Consider the following 17,885-nt stretch of genomic DNA (forward strand, 5'->3'; position numbering starts at 1 on the left):
GTGAATCCGCCAGTGAACGCTGGCGAATCCGTTTGGAACAGGCATCCTTCGGGTGCCTGTTTTAATTTTCTGGGAAATGCTCTTGCTGAATTTTTTGATAAGTATCCGGATCTCGATGCATTTGTTGACACAGTGGAGTCGTTTATTGACAAACTCATCAAACTTTTTGATAGGGCGGTTCAAGCAGCAACGCCACGTCGTGATCCGCTGCTTTTGGATCTTGACGGGGATGGAATTGAAACGATCAGCGCTGCCAACGGAGCTTACTTTGACCATGACGGAAACGGATTTGCCGAACAAACCGGTTGGGTGGGGAAAGACGATGGCATCCTTGTTCTTGATCGGAACGGGGACGGGGTTATTAATGACGGGAAAGAGCTGTTTGGGGACCAAACGATTCTGAAAAACGGCACCCGAGCAACCAGTGGATTCCAGGCGCTTGCCGATTTGGACGATAACAAGGACGGCAAGATTGATGCGAACGACGCGATGTACTCCAAACTTCGCGTATGGCGTGATGTTGATGAAAATGGATATTCCTCGGGGAATGAACTGTTTTTTCTTGAACAATTGGGGATTAAAGCGCTCAGAGTAAAAAATATTGAAAAATATATGAAAACTGTATTTTTTACTTGTTGCAACAACTGCGTATGAGCTATAATCAAACTGCCTGTAATTATTTCCCACTAAGGAATCTCATCGCAAGTCCAACCGAAATTATCTGTTTTTATTCCTCGTGTATACCTACCCTCACGTTTTTCCGCATCTTAGAATTCACAGAAGGGTATTCAGAAGGTTATGTTTGAAAACGCAATAGCTGTGCTCTATCCGGCTTGGGGCAGATTGATAACGGCCAGATTTGGAAGGAAATCATGTCACAAGGGTCGGTTCGGTCCTTGAGAAAGGGAGTGGTAAACAAGTCGAAATATTTGACTTGAGTTTTAAACGTAATAACAACGACACATACCGCATAAATGAACATAGATAATGTGGGAGTTGCATGCATTTGAATACACTGCAATTCTGTGGTGACATATGAATTCAGAAAGTCCTTAAAACTTTGTTTTATCAATGTTTTTCGGGTGTATGCTGTCAAACTTCAGTATAAGAGATTTTAAGTGATCTGAGGAGGTATATTTGGATAATATCATGTCTGAACAAGGTGTAAAAAAGAAAAAAGGTATTATATGGGGTGTTATTACTATTTTAGCATTAGGAATAATAGGTTTTACGTATTACAAACTGCTCGGAGGGGGTGAATTGATGAAAGAGAAAGCAAGAATGGAGCAATATCTTAAAGAAAAATATGGGAAGGAATTTGTGGTTGAAAGTATCGATTATTATTACCAATATTTAGGCGCCCCGAAAGAGATAAAAGGTATTGCATACCCAAAAGATGATAGAGAGTTAAAGTTTGATGTGAGAAAGCAAGCAAATGGTAAAGAATGGGCCTATGGAGTAGGGGTTTATGCAGAAAGATACTTAAATTATTTTTGGGATAAGCAGATGAAAGAAAAAGTTAAATCTTCATTTGGTAGTAATGTAGTTAAAGCAGTGGTGTCGGCACCACTATCGGAAATAGAAAAAAATCTAAATGGAAAGACACTGAATATAGAGGAAGCAACAAGTATATATAAAAACAAAATTTCTTTAAGTATTTCATGTGGACTGTTTGTTGATGGTACCAATAAGGATTTAAGCAAAGAACAGTTAGAGAATCTATACTTAATTATAGATTCTTTAAAGAATGATAATTTCGAGAATATAAGTTTAAAGATTAGATTTTTTAACAAGAATTATGTTAGAGAAGTGGAAAATAATTCAGACTTATTTCTTAGTGCAGAGGCTTCTTATTATAGAGAATTTAGACAAAAAAATATTATACTTTATCAAATTAAGATTGAAAACATAAATAATGTTAATCAATCGGGTGAAATATTAAGCTATGTTCAGAGGTAAGTAGTAAAAATAAATGGAGGGATAAATGTGGCGGTTACAGATAAGCAATATTTGATTTTGAGCAATATTTCTTATAATGATTTTGATATGGATGTTGATAAAAACAAAACAATTGGAGAGCTTATTGATGAAAAACGATTTATTGTAAATCCCGAATGGGCAGATTCCGTTGATAGCATGAAGGAATGGAAATTAACAAATTTTCAAAACAACAATGGCCTTACCGGCTCTGGTTTTGCGGGTTGTGCATTTAAAAGCCCTTCGGGAGAAATTGTTTTTGCTTTTCGAGGAACGGAGCCAGGGAAAATAGATCAATTTTTACATGACGTGGTTATTACTGATGGTCAGATAGCCACTCAAGTAAGTATTGGTTTACCCAAGCAGTTTAATGATGCAAGACAATTTGTATTAGATACACTTTACCCGGATGGCGTAGATACTTCACCTGGAACAGACCCATTATTGCAGGCAGTTAAAGATAATCAAGTCAGCTTTACAGGGCATTCGTTGGGTGGAGGTATTGCGCAGTATTTACAGTATTTAACGAATGACTCGGGCACAACAAAAGCAGTCACCTTTAATGGCGTTGGCATTGGGCAATTACTACCTTATCAAGATTCTTATGATCAATATAGGGTTACAGATTATTGCGACGCTTGGGATATTATCGGAAATTATGGTAAACAGTTGGGCAAAACAATTTATTTAAAAAATGATCAAACATTGGATAATGGCTATTATTCGCCATATACCACTTTGGATTATGCGCGTGATCCAATAACAATGCTTAATGATTTGTGGAACTATGTGGGGAATAAAGTAGATGGAACAGTAGGTGATTTCTTAAGGTATGTTGGCAATATTCCAGCATTGGGAATTCCTTATTCTCATGGAATAACAATCAGTTTTTAAATGATTTCGACAGTAATGGTAATCTAATAAATAGTCACCAGGCAGATGAGAGTGAAGTTAAGTTTGTTGAAGCAATTATTGATGGATTATCCTTTTCAAAAATAAACAACACTTTAGACACTGTAGATTGGTGGAGAAATTTGTTTAATTCAGCAATTGTTGTAAGGCGCATTGACCCAATCGTTCTTGACCTTGACGGAGATGGGATAGAAACTACTGGGATCAGCAATCGGCTGGATGGCGGAGAGGGAGACGACTATCTGGATGGCGGGGACGGAAGTGATCTGCTGGATGGCGGAGAGGGAGACGACTATCTGGATGGCGGGGACGGAAGTGATCTGCTGGATGGCGGAGAGGGAGACGACTATTTGGATGGCGGGGACGGAAGTGATCTGCTGGATGGCGGAGAGGGAGACGACTATTTGGATGGCGGGGACGGAAGTGATCTGCTTGACGGCGGAGAGGGAGACGACTATTTGGATGGCGGGGACGGAAGTGATCTGCTTGACGGCGGAGAGGGAGACGACTATCTGGATGGCGGGGACGGAAGTGATCTGCTTGACGGCGGAGAGGGAGACGACTATCTGGATGGCGGGGACGGAAGTGATCTGCTTGACGGCGGAACCGGCAACGATTACCTGAGCGGCGGTTTTGGCAATGACGTGTACGTGTTTGGCAAGGGATACGGACAAGACACCATTTTCGATTATGACTATACGGCAGGAAATTCGGACACCGTTACATTCGATCTAAACCCGTTGGATCTGATTTTCTCCAGAACGGGAGGTAGTCTTACTGTCTCTGTCCAGGGTACGACGGATCAATTGACGATCCAATCCTGGAGCAACGGAACTGCCTATCAAACCGAGGTATTCCAGACATCCGACGGAAGTCGTCTGCTGAATACGCAGGTGGATCAGTTGATTCAAGCGATGGCGACATTCTCCTCACAGACGGGGATGAGTTGGAGCCAGGCGATTCAAGAAAAGCCGCAGGATGTGCAAAATATCCTTGCCCAGTATTGGGCCCCGACGCAACTGGCACCGTGAAAACAGTTGCAGCACAAGGGTTTTGTTTTAGTATCGGTGATGAACTCGCATGTCCAATTTCGTTAAACAGTGACAGGCTGGACTGTATCGGAACAGGCTGGACTGTACCAGAAGTTGGACATGCGAGACATCTGCGAAGAGGGCAGAATCCCTAGATTTGACACATACTAACAGGAGTGTCGGATATCTTATGGTGGAAACGGCAACTGAAAGACAGGTAGATACCGAGGTTCAAGCGAAAGTTGAAAATCAAACGGAATCTCGGCGGCCGATTGATACAGGCTTGCGATCTTTTGTCCTGATTGCAAACTATCATGGTGTTACGGCAGACCCTGAGCAAATTCGGCATGCTTTTGCCATTGGTCCGGAGGGGATGACTGCGTCGGATATTTTAAGGGCGGCCAGGGAGCACGGTTTCAAGGCAAAGTTGGCGTCCGTCAACTACAAAAATCTTCATAAGCTGCGGCTTCCTGCGATCATTGAGCTAAAAGCCGGCGGTTATGCCATCTTGGCAAAAGTCGAAACCGGACAAGCGCTCATCCTGAATCCGGCGGAGAGCCAACCCCGGATTCTCAAACAAGATGACTTTATATCCCAATGGAACGGCAATATTCTTCTTTTTGCGCACCGGGGAGCGGCCCATCAGGAGGAGCGGTTTGGAATCAAGTGGTTTCTTCCGGCAATCTGGAAATACAAAAAACCTCTGTTCGAGGTGCTGGTTGCTTCGCTGATCCTTCAGGTTTTTGGGCTTGTGACACCTCTGATTACCCAGGTAATTATTGACAAAGTGTTGGTGCATCAAGGTATCACAACCCTTAACGTCCTTGCGATTGGTCTGATCGCCGTAATTTTTTTTGAGACGCTTTTGAATGTGGCAAGAACTTATGTGTTTACCCATACAACCAATCGGATCGATGTGGTTTTGGGTACCCGGTTGTTCCAGCACCTTTTTCGGCTACCCCTGCGGTATTTCGAAGTGAGAAGGGTGGGGGATACGATTGCAAGGGTTCGAGAACTTGAGAACATCCGGCATTTCCTGACGGGCTCCCCGTTAACATCGGTACTTGATGTGATGTTTATTGTTGTATACATAGCGGTCATGTTTTTTTACAGTACGACTTTAACTTTTGTTACTTTGGGAGCGTTGCCGCTTTTTGCCCTTTTGTCAATCATCGTGACCCCTATGCTCAGACACCGGTTGGATGAAAAATTCAATCGGGGAGCCGAGTCGCAGTCCTACCTTGTAGAAGCGGTTACGGGCGTTCAGACAATCAAATCTTTCGCGCTGGAGCCGGAGGCGCAAAAGAAATGGGAAGGGCTGTTGTCCAATTATATCAGGGCCAGTTTTAAAACCTCGATTTTGTCGGGGACAGCCGGAGCGATTGGCCAATTCATCCAACGTACCTCCAATCTGGCGATTTTGTGGCTGGGCGCCCATCTGGTGATCAATGGTAGTTTAACAGTGGGACAACTGATCGCTTTTCAAATGCTTTCCGGCCGGGTGAGCGACCCGGTCTTGCGGCTTGTTCAGATGTGGCAGGATTTTCAGCAGATGGGCCTTTCGATCAAAAGACTGGCAGACATTTTTCATACGAAACCTGAACCGGCTATGGATGCAACAAAGACCCGGCTTCCTGCGATTAAAGGGCATGTGAAGTTTGAAGGGGTTACCTTTCGTTACCGGGTGGACGGCCCCGAGATCATCCGCAATATGTCCTTTGAGATCGAACCGGGCATGACGGTGGGAATCGTGGGAAGAAGCGGTTCCGGAAAGAGTACGCTCTCGAAACTGATTCAAAGGCTTTATGTTCCCGAATCCGGCAAGATTCTGATTGACGGAGTGGATATTTCTCTTGCCGAGCCTGCGTGGTTGAGGCGGCAGATCGGGGTTGTGCTGCAAGAAAACTTTCTTTTTAACGGCACCGTACGGGATAACATTGCGATTCATTGTCCGTCCGCCAATATGGCAGACGTTGTAAGAGTGGCCCAATTGGCCGGCGCTCATCAATTTATTCTCGAACTTCCCGAAGGGTACGACACAATGGTGGGGGAAAAAGGAACCGCCCTTTCCGGCGGGCAAAGGCAGAGAATTGCGATTGCGAGGGCGCTTTTGACAAACCCGCGGCTGTTGATCTTCGATGAGGCGACCTCCGCTCTGGACTACGAATCGGAACGAATCATTCAAAACAATTTGCAGCGGATTTGTCAAGGAAGAACCGTGATCCTCATTGCACATCGGCTTTCAACTTTGCAACACGCACACAAAATTATGGTCGTGGATAGGGGGCAACTTGTTGAATTTGGAAGCCATCGAGAGTTGATGGCCAGGAAGGGACTTTATCATTATCTGTACAGCCAGCAAGAAAGGGGGCTGTAATTCCGTGATCAAGAGACGGAACCGTCTTGAATACGAATTTTTGCCGGCGGCTCTTGAAATCGAAGAGACACCGGCTTCCCCTGCGGGCAGATTTTTAATCTGGCTGATTGCGTTGCTTGTCGTTTCCGTTCTGCTCTGGTCTTATTTCGGCAGGGTCGACGAAGTAGCTGTCGCCAGAGGCAAGGTGATTCCTGACGGAAGGGTAAAAGTGATCCAACCGATGGAGGAAGGAATCGTCAGGGCCATTCACGTGAACGAAGGGCAGAAGGTGAATGAAGGCCAACTTCTGATCGAACTCGATTCTACAATCAAACAGGCGGATGTTGAAATCTACGAGAAGGCATTGGCTACCGCCAAATTGGAAAAAGAGATGCTTGCCGCCGAATTAAACGGGGGAGATATCGGGAAAGTGGCATCTCAAACAAGTTCCGCGGATGTTATTCAAATTCAGAAAAAACTGAAAGAGGCGAGGGAATCGGAGTACAAAGCAAGGGAAGAGACATTGCGGCTGATTATTTCGCAGCGTGAGGATGCGCTTCAAGCGGCTGAAACCACTTTAAGAAAACTGGAAAAGGAGCATCTGATTTTAAAAGATCAGGTATCTTCCTATGAAAACCTTTACAAAACCGGAGGATTGCCGAAGATTGAACTGATGAACAAACAAAAGGAGTTATACGCGGCCGAGCAAGAGGTCGAAGCTCAGAGAAAATTGGTGCAAAAAGAAAAAGACGGTATCGAAGAGGCGAAAGAAAATCTGAACAGCCTGAAAAAAGAGAGGGACAAAACCATCCTCAACGACATCATGGAAAAAGAAAAAATGATCGCTTCGATTGAAGGAGAACTTACAAAAGCGCGGAAGAAATATGACTTTCACCGACTGACCTCCCCCGTAAACGGAACCATTCACGGTTTGTCTTCTTATACGATCGGTGGAGTGGTAACTCCTGCCCAGCCGATCGTTACCATCGTTCCCGAAGGGACGCCGCTGATTGTGGAAGCAACGGTCTTAAATAAGGATATTGGCTTTGTGAAAGTCGGTCAGGAAGCGGAGATTAAATTCGATACCTTCCCTTTCCAGAAATACGGGACGGTCAAAGGGAAAGTGGTGTCCATCAGCCCGGACGCGGTGGAAGATGAAAAGCTTGGACCTGTTTATAAAATAAAAGTTCAACCGGAGAAAACCAGTTTGCTTGTTGAAGGAAAGGAAGTTTCAATCACACCCGGAATGGCAGTGGCGGCTGAAGTCAAAACGGGAAAACGAAGAATCATTGAATTTTTCCTCTCGCCGATTCTCAAGTATGCCAAAGAAAGTTTGACTTTAAGATAGGAGGCCGGAGTTCGCCTGGAACCGCCTCCTGATTTTTTTGACAAGTCGAAAGTTTTCCCTGCCGCATCGTCAAGTTGCGACAAAGTTTGCAATAGATATGTACTATACTAGGGACATCGAGAAATGCGGGAGTGACACCGCATGCGGGTGCTTTATATCGATCAGGTCTGGGTCGTGAACTTTTGCATGGATGCCGCGATTCTGTTTGCGGCTGCCTGGATGGCGAGGAGAAAGGTCCGCCGGCGGCGCATCGTCTTTGGCTCGGCGCTGGGCGCCAGCTACGCGCTGCTGTTGTTTGTGCCCGGTGCAATGGCACCGGCGTTAAGCTGGGCTGCGAAACTTGCGTTCTCCTGCCTGATGGTGCTGGTCACGTTTTCCCCCAGGCATTTCGGGGAGTTTCTGCGCTACTTCGGATTGTTTTATGTAGCTTCGTTTGCCATCGGGGGCGCGGTATACGCACTTGCATCCTTGTTTGCGGACGCAAGTCCGCTCGGTGGAATGGTGCTCGTGTCCGGGCGGGCTTTCTGGGAATTGAATCCGGGATTTTTCCTGGCGCTGGCCGTTCCCGTCGTCTATCTGCTGGGAAAAACCGCGTGGAACCGCATGGAGCGGCTGAAACACAGAGAAGGCAACCTGTGGCGGGTGCGGATTTCAATCGATGACAAGCAGATCGAGCTGACGGGACTGCTCGACACGGGAAACGCCCTGACCGATCCTTTGTCCGGCCTGCCGGTCGCCGTTGTCGAATGGTCCGCTCTGGAGCCGCTTTTGCCGGCAAGCGTCGCTGCAGTCTACCGAGAGAACCGGGATGCGGCGTTGAGTCTTGGCGGTCAAGAGATCGGGAGCGATTGGCAATCCCGCTTTCGAATCGTACCGTATCGCGGCGTGGGAGGCACAACCGGCATGCTGCTGGCGTTCCGGCCGTCCGGTTTCACGGTGAGCCAAGGGGATGTGCAAGCCCAAACCTCCCGGATCCTGATTGCGATCAACCCGAAACCGCTGGCGGGCGACCGGTCGTATCAGGCGATCCTGCCGCCGACATGCGTCACGGAAACGAACGATTCCATCGCCTCTTAACGTATTCATCTTTTTGATCATTGGGAAGGAGAGCGCCACTTGATGATTATGCCGTACAAACTCCGGCTACAGATGCGCCTGTTGTATTTGCGTCTGCTGTTCAAACTCGGAACACAGCCCGAAGAGATTTTTTACGTGGGGGGAAGTGAAGCGCTGCCGCCACCGCTTTCCCGCGAAGAGGAAGAGTATTTGCTGGATAAATTGCCTTCCGGCGACGAAGCGGTGCGCGCCGTGCTGATCGAGCGCAATTTGCGGTTGGTTGTCTATATCGCGCGCAAATTCGAAAACACGGGAATCAATATCGAGGATTTGGTGTCGATCGGAACGATCGGTTTGATCAAAGCGGTCAACACGTTCGATCCGCAGAAAAAAATCAAACTGGCTACCTACGCGTCCCGCTGCATCGAGAACGAGATTCTGATGTTTCTGCGGCGCAACAACAAAGTCCGCTCGGAAGTCTCGTTCGATGAGCCGCTGAATGTCGATTGGGACGGAAACGAACTGCTGTTGTCGGACGTGTTGGGCACCGAAAACGACACGATCTACCGCAATATCGAGGAACAGGTGGATCGAAAACTGCTGTATAAAGCGCTTGACAAACTGAGCGATCGCGAGCGCCGGATCATGGAACTCCGTTTCGGCCTTACGGACGGGAAAGAGATGACGCAAAAGGATGTCGCCGATCTCCTGGGCATCTCGCAATCCTATATCTCGCGCCTGGAAAAGCGGATCATCAAGCGTCTCCGCAAAGAATTCAACAAAATGCTTTGACACTCCGCACGGCTGTAATTGCCACAGGTGCATAATTCTTCCCTCCCAGGAAATACTGTTGACGAATCCCGCGGCGGACCTTCAACGGGGAGGGAATGGCATGAAGCGTAACAAAGTTGAGATCTGTGGCGTTAACACAGCGGAGCTTCCTGTTCTGACGAATACGGAAATGCGCAAGTTGTTTGTCGAATTGCAGCAAGGAGACCTTTCCGCCCGAGAAAAACTGGTGAACGGCAATCTTCGCCTGGTGCTTTCCGTGATCCAGCGCTTTAATAACCGCGGGGAGTATGTGGACGATCTGTTCCAGGTCGGATGTATCGGTTTGATGAAGGCGATCGACAATTTTGACCTTGGCCAGAACGTGAAGTTTTCCACTTACGCGGTGCCGATGATCATTGGCGAGATCCGGCGCTATCTGCGGGACAACAATCCGATCCGCGTCAGCCGGAGCCTGCGCGACATCGCGTACAAAGCGTTGCAGGTTCGCGATCAACTGACGAACAAAAATCTGCGGGAACCCTCCATCAACGAGATTTCGGAAGCGATGGAAGTGCCGAAGGAGGATGTGGTGTTCGCATTGGACGCGATTCAGGACCCGGTGTCTTTGTTCGAGCCGATTTATCATGACGGCGGCGACCCGATCTATGTGATGGATCAGATCAGCGACGAAAAGAACCAGGATTCGCAATGGGTGGAGGAAATCGCGATCGCGGAAGCGCTGCAGAAGCTAAATGAGCGCGAGAAACGGATTCTCTCGATGCGGTTTTTCGAAGGCAAGACCCAGATGGAAGTCGCCGACGAGATCGGCATCTCGCAGGCGCAGGTGTCCCGGCTTGAAAAAGCCGCCATCAGCCACATGCAGAAATACATACGGTAATCATCCATATCGGCAATTGAAAGTCATCGGTAATTAAAAGTCGCCTTTGAGCGACTTTTTCTTTTTGTCCCCGCATAAAGTGGTAGTGAGGTCAAAACCTGTGACGAGGGGTTGTCATGATTAAAGTATCGGAACTGCAATCCAAAGACGTGGTGAACATCAGCGACGGAAAGCGTTTGGGGACGATCGGGGATCTCGACATCGACCTGGAAAACGGGGTGATCCGGGCGATCGTGGTTCCGGGGGCGGGCCGCTTTTTCGGCCTGTTCGGTTCTTCGCAGGATTATGTGATCCCGTGGAAGCAGATTGTCAAAATCGGGGCGGACGTGGTGCTGGTGGAACTGAACCCCGCGACCCACTACCTGCCTGCTCCCACTTTCTCGTCGCAAAACGACGAAAGTTCAGGCGGGTACGGCGGCAACTCCGGCGGATATTGAGTCACTGAAAATACATTCCGGGTCTCGCGCCATCGTGCGGGACCCTTATTTTGTCACGGCGAAGCGATTTGTGTTACGATGCTAGGGAGACCAAGGGAAAAGAGGGGAGCGCGTTGGAGGGGACCCGTTTTTTATATCCGGAAGAGATGAATCGGACAGGGGGTGTCCGCGCCGTGTTCACGACCCGGCGGGGCGGTGTTTCGACCGGGCCGTGGCGGGGATTGAATCTCGGGCTGCACGTCGGCGATCAAATCGAAAATGTGCGGGCAAACCGGGAGATGGCGGCAAAGGAGCTGGGGATACCCCTTGATCAATGGGTTTGCGGCGAGCAGGTGCACGGCCAGCGGGTGACGGTGGTCCGCGACGAACACAGAGGGCGGGGGGCTTATGTTTACGAAGATGCGCTGCCGGCGACCGACGCTCTGGTGACCGACCGACCCGGCATTGTTCTCTCGACTTTTGCGGCCGACTGCGTGCCGATTTTGCTGTATGATCCGGATCACAAGGCGATTGCGGCGGTTCATGCGGGATGGAAAGGCACGATGAGCCGGATTGCGGAAGCGGCCATCCGCACGATGCGCGAATCCTTCGGAACCGACCCGGCGCGGTTGTTGGCCGCCATCGGTCCCGCGATCGACGCGTGCTGCTATGAAGTGGATCAGCGGGTATACGATCCCTTTGTGGCGGCATATCCGCAGGGGGAAAAGTTTTTTCGCCCGAATTCGAACCGGCGGTGGCAGTTGGCGCTGCCTGAAGCGAACCGCCAGATCCTGCTGGAATCGGGACTGCAGCCGGCTCGTGTGGCACGCGTCGGAGGATGTACGGCGTGCGATACCGGGACGTTTTTTTCACATCGTGCGGAAAACGGGAAAACCGGGCGGCACGCGGGACTGATCGTCCTTCTCTGATTCGCGCGGGTTCCTGCAGGAAATTGGCGGCGCAAGAAGAATAGTATTCAATTAGGGACGAACTGTGGTGATGTTATGGACTATCGTGAAAAAGCGGCTGCCGTTCGCGAACGGGTGGCACGCGCTTGCGAGCGGGCCGGACGCCGCCCGGAAGAAGTGACGATCATAGCGGTTACGAAATACGTAGGGGTGGAGGAAACCCGCGCCCTGATCCAAGCGGGGATCGAGCATCTCGGCGAGAACCGGATCCAGCAGGCCAAGCCGAAGCTGGCGGCGATTCGGGACCCGGTGACATGGCATTTTATCGGAAGTTTGCAAACCAATAAGGTCAAGGATGTGCTCCCCCATTTTCAGTGGATTCATTCCCTCGACCGGATGTCTCTGGCCAAAGAACTGCAAAAACAGGCGGAGAAAACGGACCGTACCGTTGCCTGCCTCGTCCAGGTGAACATTTCGGGGGAACAGACGAAAAGCGGATTTGCTCCCGAGCAGGTGGCTCCGTTCTTGCAAGAGATTGCCGGAATGGACCGCGTCCAGGTCCACGGGTTGATGACGATGGCGCCGGCCGTGGAAGATCCAGAAGAGGTGCGGCACGTTTTTCGCGGGTTGCGGGAGTTGCGTGACTCGCTGCGGTCCGATTATCCGAATCTCCGGCATTTGTCGATGGGAATGTCGGGCGATTTTGAAGTCGCGGTGGAAGAAGGAGCCACCATGGTGCGTATCGGCAGTGTTTTCGTGAAACCCTAAGTCGAGGAGGCCATGTGTCGTGTGGAAGAAAATGATGCAGTTTCTCGGATTGTCGGATGAGGAAGCGGCACAGGAACCGAAGCGGGAGATTGCGCGGGAAGAAGTGCAGGCGGACGTGGTGCCGCTGCAGCGCAAGGCGCCTGTCGTCAGTTTACACACCCAAAAGCAGGTGAAGGTGATGCTTTGCGAGCCGCAATCCTTCGATGAGGCGCAAGCGATTGCCGATCACTTGCGGACGCACCGTCCGGTCGTATTGAATCTGCACAAAGCGCAGTTTGATCACGCCCTCCGTATCGTCGATTTTATTTCGGGAACGATTTATGCATTGGGAGGCCGGATGGAAAAAATCGGCCACCAGATCTTTTTGTGCGCTCCGGACAACGTGGAAGTGCAAGGAGCGATCAGCGATCTGTTGAAGCAGCAGCCGGAACTGCACAGCACCGTGTCAAAAAGCCAAATGAGGTGAGGGAATGTCGCAACTGTCGCACATGATAGGAATCCTGTTCCAAATCTATCAATACATTTTGATCGCACGCATCCTGATGTCGTGGGTTCCCGATATGGAACGGACCGGTCTCGGTCAGTTCCTCTATCGAATTACGGAACCGTACCTGTCGATTTTCAGAAGGTTCATTCCGCCGTTCGGAATCCTCGATTTGTCGCCGATTGTCGCCTTGTTCGCCCTGTATCTGATCCAACTCGGTCTCAATACGGTGTTGCGGATGCTGTTCTGAGCGGCGCGAGGTATGACGATGAACGAGAATTTGTTTATGCATTACCGGCCTGAGGAAAAACCGTTTGTGCAGCGGATGTTCGAATTGGCAAACCGGGCGGCGGCCCGTCATTCCCCAAGTTTGACCGCTTTTTTGGATCCGCGCCAGCAGCGAATCGCCGAAAACATCGCCCGGACCGTGGGCGATGTTGCTGTTTTTGCGGACGGCGGTTGGCAAGGGGCCGAACGGAGGCGCGTGCTGATCGCTCCTGAATATTGGGTGCCGGACGAAGGGGAAATGGAACTTTGTTGGCTAAGGATCGAGATCCCCGGGGAGTATGTGACTTTCAAACACGGGGACTATCTCGGCGCACTGACGGGATTGGGGTTAAAGCGGGAAAAAATCGGCGATCTGTCGGTTTGCGACAACGGGTGCGATCTGGTGGCAACTAAGGAGGCGGAAGAGTTTCTCCGTTTGTACTTGCACCAGGTTGGCCGCTCGTCCGTGCGGGTGCGTCCAATCCGCAGGGAAGAGTTCCGCCCGCCGCGGATCCGATTTTTCGAACGCGAATTTACGGTGATGTCCTTGCGGGTCGACGCGGTCGCCGGGGAAGGATTTCAAGTGTCCCGCAGCAAAATATTGGACCCGATCAAAAGCGGCAAACTGCAGCTCAACTGGCAGACCGTGACGGATCCTTCCACAGCGGTAGAGGAAGGGGATGTCATTTCTCTTCGCGGCATGGGACGGCTGCGGATTCTTGCGATCGGGGGACAGACGAAAAAGGGGCGAACCGTCGTCAGGATCGGGAAATATCAGTAGCTTTACGGCAGGAATCGAGCCGGCTTTGTCGAATTAAAGGGACAGAACCATGCTTGTTTCCACTACTCTTGGAGGTGCCGGTCAATGCCTTTGACTCCCATGGATATCCACAACAAGGAATTCAGTCGTTCTTTCCGCGGCTACAACGAGGACGAAGTCAATGAGTTCCTTGACCATATAATCAAGGATTACGAAGCGTTGCTGCGAGAGAAGAAGAATCTGGAAGAGCAAGTGGCGCAGTTGAAGGAACGTCTCGCTCGCTTCGAAAACCTTGAGGAGAGTCTGAGCAAATCGATTCTTGTTGCGCAGGAGACGGCGGAAGAGGTCAAGGCGAACGCGCGGAAAGAGGCGCAGCTGATTATCAAAGAATCGGAGAAAAACGCGGACCGGATCGTGAACGAAGCGCTGATGCGTTCCCGGGAAATCTCGCTGGAACTGGAAAACTTGCAGAAGCAAGCGGCGGTCTACCGGGCGCGGTTTCGCTCCCTTCTCCAGGCACAGCTTGAGATGCTGGATTCGGACGATTGGGACAAGCTGGACGGGGAAAAGGAGTAAGCGAAGTGATTGGAATAACCGGAGTAACCGGTTTGTTTGACAGGGCGTCAATCAATTGCATATAATTAATTTCGAACTTTTTACAAATGCCAATCAGAACCGCTTTGCGGTGAGAAAGACGATGATCGGGACGAGTACCGACGGGATGCTTTACAGCGAACCGGGACGGGTGTGAGCCGGGAAGGCGGAAAGTCGGGAAGATCCCCCGGGAGTTGCCCGCTGAAATTCGCCGCCGTGGCAAGAGCTACCGGAAGCGCAAAGAGTAGGAGGGGCCGGTGTTGGCGCCGTTGCAGCCTAAACAAGTGACCCAACATACCTGTATGCTTTTGGGTCCCTGCCAGAGTTACCGGAATCCAAAGCCCCCGGTATTAAGCGGCAAAAGCTTAGCGTTACTTTTAAGCCGTCTTTCATGCGGGGATCTTTGCGTTGCTTTGGCGGGGGTGGGTAACTAGGGTGGTACCACGGGAATCCAGATCTCCCGTCCCTACCGGGACGGGAGTTTTTTTGCTTTACGTCACTTTCGTGGGAGGTAGTACAATGGATTTCGATTACAGCAAGACCCTGAACCTGCCGGAAACGGAATTTCCCATGCGCGGGAATCTGCCACAACGGGAGCCGGAAATTCAAAACAAATGGGAAGAAATGAAGCTCTATCAAAAAGTCCGGGAAGCGCGCAGGGGCAGACCGAAATTCGTGCTGCACGACGGGCCGCCTTACGCAAACGGGGACATCCACCTGGGCCATGCGGTTAACAAGATCCTCAAGGACATCATCGTCAAGTCGAAAACGATGGAAGGATATGACGCTCCGTACGTACCCGGCTGGGACACGCATGGACTTCCCATCGAACAGGCGATTATCAAAAATAAAAAGATCAACCGCCACGAGATCCCGGTACCGCAGTTCCGGCAAATGTGCCACGACTACGCGCTCGATTATATCGACCGTCAGCGCAGTCAGTTCAAGCGCCTGGGAGTGCGCGGCGACTGGGACAATCCTTACATCACTTTGCTTCCCGCTTATGAAGCGGCGCAAATTCGGGTGTTCGGGGAAATGGCAAGCAAAGGCCTGATTTACAAAGGGATGAAACCGGTGTACTGGTGCCCCCATTGTGAGACGGCCCTGGCGGAAGCGGAAATCGAATATGCGGACAAACAATCGCCTTCGATCTATGTCAAGTTCCCGGTGATCGACGGCAAGGGGAAGCTGCCGGAAGGCGCTTCGATCGTGATCTGGACGACGACGCCGTGGACGATTCCGGCCAACGTTGCGATCGCCGTGCATCCGGAGTTTGAATATATTCTCGCGGATGTCGACGGGGAGAAACTTGTTCTGGCGAAAGAATTGGCAGGCGCGGTCCTAAAAGCGGCGGGCCGCGACGAGGGAGAACTGAAAACGGAAGCGACGTTCCGCGGCGCCGAACTGGAACGGGTGCGTGCGAAACACCCGTTGTTTGACCGCGAATCGCTGGTGGTCCTGGGCGATCATGTGACCCTTGATGCCGGTACAGGGTGCGTGCATACGGCTCCCGGGCACGGTATGGAAGACTATCTGGTGAGTCGGCAGTATGAACTGCCGGTTCTCGTACCAATCGATGACCACGGCAAGTTTACGGAGGAAGCCGGACCGTTTGCGGGGCAATTTTACGCCAAGGCGAATCCCGTCATCACGCAAGCGTTGAGGGAAGCGGGCAGCCTGTTGCACGAATCGGTGTTGGAACATTCCTATCCGCACTGCTGGCGCTGCAAAAACCCGGTGATCTACCGGGCGACGGAGCAGTGGTTCGGGTCGATTGACAAGATTCGCGACGAACTGCTGGAACAAATCAAGCAGGTCAAATGGAATCCGGCCTGGGGCGAAGTGCGCCTGCACAATATGGTCGCCGAGCGGCAGGATTGGTGCATCTCCCGGCAGCGCGTGTGGGGCGTGCCGATTCCGATTTTTTACTGCACGGATTGCGACAAGGAACTTATCACAAAAGACACGATTGAACATGTGGCGAATTTGTTCGCCGAGCACGGTTCACAGGTCTGGTTTGAACGGGAAGCGGCCGACCTGCTGCCCGAAGGAGCCGTCTGCGAATGTGGCGGCACGAAATTCCGCAAAGAAACCGATATCATGGACGTCTGGTTCGATTCGGGCTCTTCCCATGTGGCGGTTTGCGAAGGGCGGGAAGAACTGCAGTGGCCGGCCGATCTGTATCTGGAGGGATCGGACCAGTACCGCGGCTGGTTCAACTCTTCGCTGACCACCGCTGTGGCGGTAAAGGGGCGAGCGCCTTACAAAGAGGTGTTGTCGCACGGATTCGTACTGGACGGGGAAGGCCGCAAAATGTCGAAGAGCCTCGGAAATGTGGTGGATCCCTTAAAAGTGCTCGAGCAATTGGGAGCTGACATTCTCCGGCTGTGGGTGGCGTCTGTCGATTATCGTTCCGACGTCCGGGTGTCGGATTCGATTTTGAAGCAAGTTGCGGAAGTTTACCGGAAGATTCGCAACACGTTCCGTTATTTGCTCGGGAACGTCAACGGTTTCGATCCGAACCGGCATGCCGTGCCGCTGGATCGGATGCTGGAGATCGACCGCTGGGCGCTGCACAAGATGGAAGCTTTAAAAGAACGGGCATTGAAAGCGTATCGAAATTACGACTTCCACGTCGTGTTCCATGACATGAACAACTTCTGCACGGTCGACATGTCCGCGTTCTATTTCGACGTGTTGAAAGACCGTGTCTACACGAGCGCGCCCGATTCGGTGGAACGGCGGTCCGCGCAAACGGCGATGTACCATATCCTCGTGGAACTGGTGAAATTGGCGGCTCCGATTTTGACCCACACGGCGGACGAGGTCTGGCAGTATGTGCCGGGGGCGGAAGAGGCCAGCGTGCAGTTGACCGAGTGGAGCGGGGTGCGCGCCGATTATCTCGATCCGGCTCTGGACGCAAAGTGGGAAGCGATTCTGGCGCTGCGTGACGAGGTGTTGAAGGCACTGGAGGTCGCCCGTAAGGAAAAGGTGATTGGAAAATCGCTGATGGCCGCTGTCGATCTCTATCCGGACAACGGGGACATCCTAGGGACCCTGCAGGGAACTCCGCGTCTGAAGGAAGTGCTCGGGGTATCGGATGTGAAATTGTACAATCCGGGAGAAACGGTTCCCGAAGATGCGGCCGCTTATGCCGGATTGTCGATCCGGGTACGCGTGGCGGAAGGGGAAACCTGTGAACGCTGCCGGGTGGTCACGCCGGATGTCGGGAAGTCGCCGGAACATCCGACCTTGTGCCCGACTTGCGTTGAAACGATTGTCCATTTCCTGAAATAAGTCCGTTTCTTTGGATGAGGTCATTTCTGCGATCGAACCCCT

The 17,885-nt window shown here is 51.1% G+C and carries 17 protein-coding genes; all 17 read left to right on the forward strand.

Annotation, left to right across the window (positions count from 1 at the left end; genetic code table 11):
- The 17 genes from AC4ED1_RS08150 to ileS all read left to right on the forward strand — a co-directional run bounded on the left by AC4ED1_RS08150 (position 1) and on the right by ileS (position 17,843).
- Positions 1-654 (forward strand): SPM autocatalytic domain-containing protein, encoded by a 654-nt coding sequence (locus AC4ED1_RS08150; RefSeq protein ID WP_490937466.1) that lies wholly within the window; start codon positions 1-3, stop codon positions 652-654.
- Positions 655-1,137: 483 nt separating this feature from the next.
- Positions 1,138-1,959, forward strand: coding sequence for a hypothetical protein (locus AC4ED1_RS08155; protein WP_490937467.1), 822 nt, complete (start codon positions 1,138-1,140; stop codon positions 1,957-1,959).
- A gap of 27 nt (positions 1,960-1,986) precedes the next feature.
- Positions 1,987-2,871, forward strand: a complete 885-nt coding sequence (locus AC4ED1_RS08160; protein WP_490937468.1) for a lipase family protein — start codon at positions 1,987-1,989, stop codon at positions 2,869-2,871.
- 140 nt (positions 2,872-3,011) lie between these two features.
- Positions 3,012-3,920 carry a calcium-binding protein gene (locus AC4ED1_RS08165; RefSeq protein WP_490937470.1) on the forward strand — a complete coding sequence of 303 codons (909 nt, stop codon included), beginning with the start codon at positions 3,012-3,014 and terminating at the stop codon, positions 3,918-3,920.
- Between the two features lie 271 nt (positions 3,921-4,191).
- Complete coding sequence (locus AC4ED1_RS08170; RefSeq protein ID WP_490937701.1) at positions 4,192-6,297, forward strand: peptidase domain-containing ABC transporter; 2,106 nt, start codon at positions 4,192-4,194, stop codon at positions 6,295-6,297.
- A 4-nt stretch (positions 6,298-6,301) separates the two neighbouring features.
- Complete coding sequence (locus AC4ED1_RS08175) at positions 6,302-7,624, forward strand: HlyD family type I secretion periplasmic adaptor subunit (RefSeq protein ID WP_490937472.1); 1,323 nt, start codon at positions 6,302-6,304, stop codon at positions 7,622-7,624.
- 141 nt (positions 7,625-7,765) lie between these two features.
- Complete coding sequence (spoIIGA, locus tag AC4ED1_RS08180) at positions 7,766-8,701, forward strand: sigma-E processing peptidase SpoIIGA (protein ID WP_490937474.1); 936 nt, start codon at positions 7,766-7,768, stop codon at positions 8,699-8,701.
- A gap of 48 nt (positions 8,702-8,749) precedes the next feature.
- On the forward strand, positions 8,750-9,472 hold the full coding sequence (gene sigE / locus AC4ED1_RS08185) for an RNA polymerase sporulation sigma factor SigE (protein WP_490937703.1): 723 nt from the start codon (positions 8,750-8,752) through the stop codon (positions 9,470-9,472).
- Positions 9,473-9,572: 100 nt separating this feature from the next.
- Positions 9,573-10,349, forward strand: a complete 777-nt coding sequence (gene sigG / locus AC4ED1_RS08190; protein WP_490937476.1) for an RNA polymerase sporulation sigma factor SigG — start codon at positions 9,573-9,575, stop codon at positions 10,347-10,349.
- 116 nt (positions 10,350-10,465) lie between these two features.
- On the forward strand, positions 10,466-10,786 hold the full coding sequence (locus AC4ED1_RS08195; RefSeq protein WP_490937478.1) for a YlmC/YmxH family sporulation protein: 321 nt from the start codon (positions 10,466-10,468) through the stop codon (positions 10,784-10,786).
- Positions 10,787-10,899: 113 nt separating this feature from the next.
- Positions 10,900-11,694 (forward strand): peptidoglycan editing factor PgeF, encoded by a 795-nt coding sequence (pgeF, locus tag AC4ED1_RS08200; RefSeq protein WP_490937480.1) that lies wholly within the window; start codon positions 10,900-10,902, stop codon positions 11,692-11,694.
- A gap of 75 nt (positions 11,695-11,769) precedes the next feature.
- A complete protein-coding gene (locus tag AC4ED1_RS08205) occupies positions 11,770-12,441 on the forward strand; it encodes a YggS family pyridoxal phosphate-dependent enzyme (RefSeq protein ID WP_490937482.1) in 672 nt (223 codons plus the stop codon).
- A gap of 19 nt (positions 12,442-12,460) precedes the next feature.
- Positions 12,461-12,907, forward strand: a complete 447-nt coding sequence (locus tag AC4ED1_RS08210) for a cell division protein SepF (protein WP_490937484.1) — start codon at positions 12,461-12,463, stop codon at positions 12,905-12,907.
- A gap of 4 nt (positions 12,908-12,911) precedes the next feature.
- Positions 12,912-13,175, forward strand: coding sequence for a YggT family protein (locus tag AC4ED1_RS08215; RefSeq protein ID WP_490937486.1), 264 nt, complete (start codon positions 12,912-12,914; stop codon positions 13,173-13,175).
- Between the two features lie 18 nt (positions 13,176-13,193).
- Complete coding sequence (locus AC4ED1_RS08220; protein ID WP_490937488.1) at positions 13,194-13,973, forward strand: YlmH family RNA-binding protein; 780 nt, start codon at positions 13,194-13,196, stop codon at positions 13,971-13,973.
- 84 nt (positions 13,974-14,057) lie between these two features.
- Entirely contained in the window at positions 14,058-14,528 is a 471-nt protein-coding gene (locus AC4ED1_RS08225) for a DivIVA domain-containing protein (protein WP_490937490.1), read from the forward strand.
- 537 nt (positions 14,529-15,065) lie between these two features.
- Positions 15,066-17,843, forward strand: a complete 2,778-nt coding sequence (gene ileS, locus AC4ED1_RS08230) for an isoleucine--tRNA ligase (protein ID WP_490937492.1) — start codon at positions 15,066-15,068, stop codon at positions 17,841-17,843.
- Positions 17,844-17,885 lie beyond the last annotated feature (42 nt).

It is taken from the genome of Effusibacillus sp. SKA8 (assembly GCF_058273125.1).

What these genes read in the sequence shown, in the direction of transcription:
- spoIIGA (WP_490937474.1), top strand. Translation starts at nt 7,766, where the DNA reads ATGCGGGTGCTTTATATCGATCAGGTCTGGGTCGTGAACTTTTGCATG.
- sigE (WP_490937703.1), top strand. Translation starts at nt 8,750, where the DNA reads ATGCCGTACAAACTCCGGCTACAGATGCGCCTGTTGTATTTGCGTCTG.
- sigG (WP_490937476.1), top strand. Translation starts at nt 9,573, where the DNA reads ATGAAGCGTAACAAAGTTGAGATCTGTGGCGTTAACACAGCGGAGCTT.
- AC4ED1_RS08195 (WP_490937478.1), top strand. Translation starts at nt 10,466, where the DNA reads ATGATTAAAGTATCGGAACTGCAATCCAAAGACGTGGTGAACATCAGC.
- AC4ED1_RS08205 (WP_490937482.1), top strand. Translation starts at nt 11,770, where the DNA reads ATGGACTATCGTGAAAAAGCGGCTGCCGTTCGCGAACGGGTGGCACGC.
- AC4ED1_RS08215 (WP_490937486.1), top strand. Translation starts at nt 12,912, where the DNA reads ATGTCGCAACTGTCGCACATGATAGGAATCCTGTTCCAAATCTATCAA.
- AC4ED1_RS08220 (WP_490937488.1), top strand. Translation starts at nt 13,194, where the DNA reads ATGAACGAGAATTTGTTTATGCATTACCGGCCTGAGGAAAAACCGTTT.
- AC4ED1_RS08225 (WP_490937490.1), top strand. Translation starts at nt 14,058, where the DNA reads ATGCCTTTGACTCCCATGGATATCCACAACAAGGAATTCAGTCGTTCT.
- ileS (WP_490937492.1), top strand. Translation starts at nt 15,066, where the DNA reads ATGGATTTCGATTACAGCAAGACCCTGAACCTGCCGGAAACGGAATTT.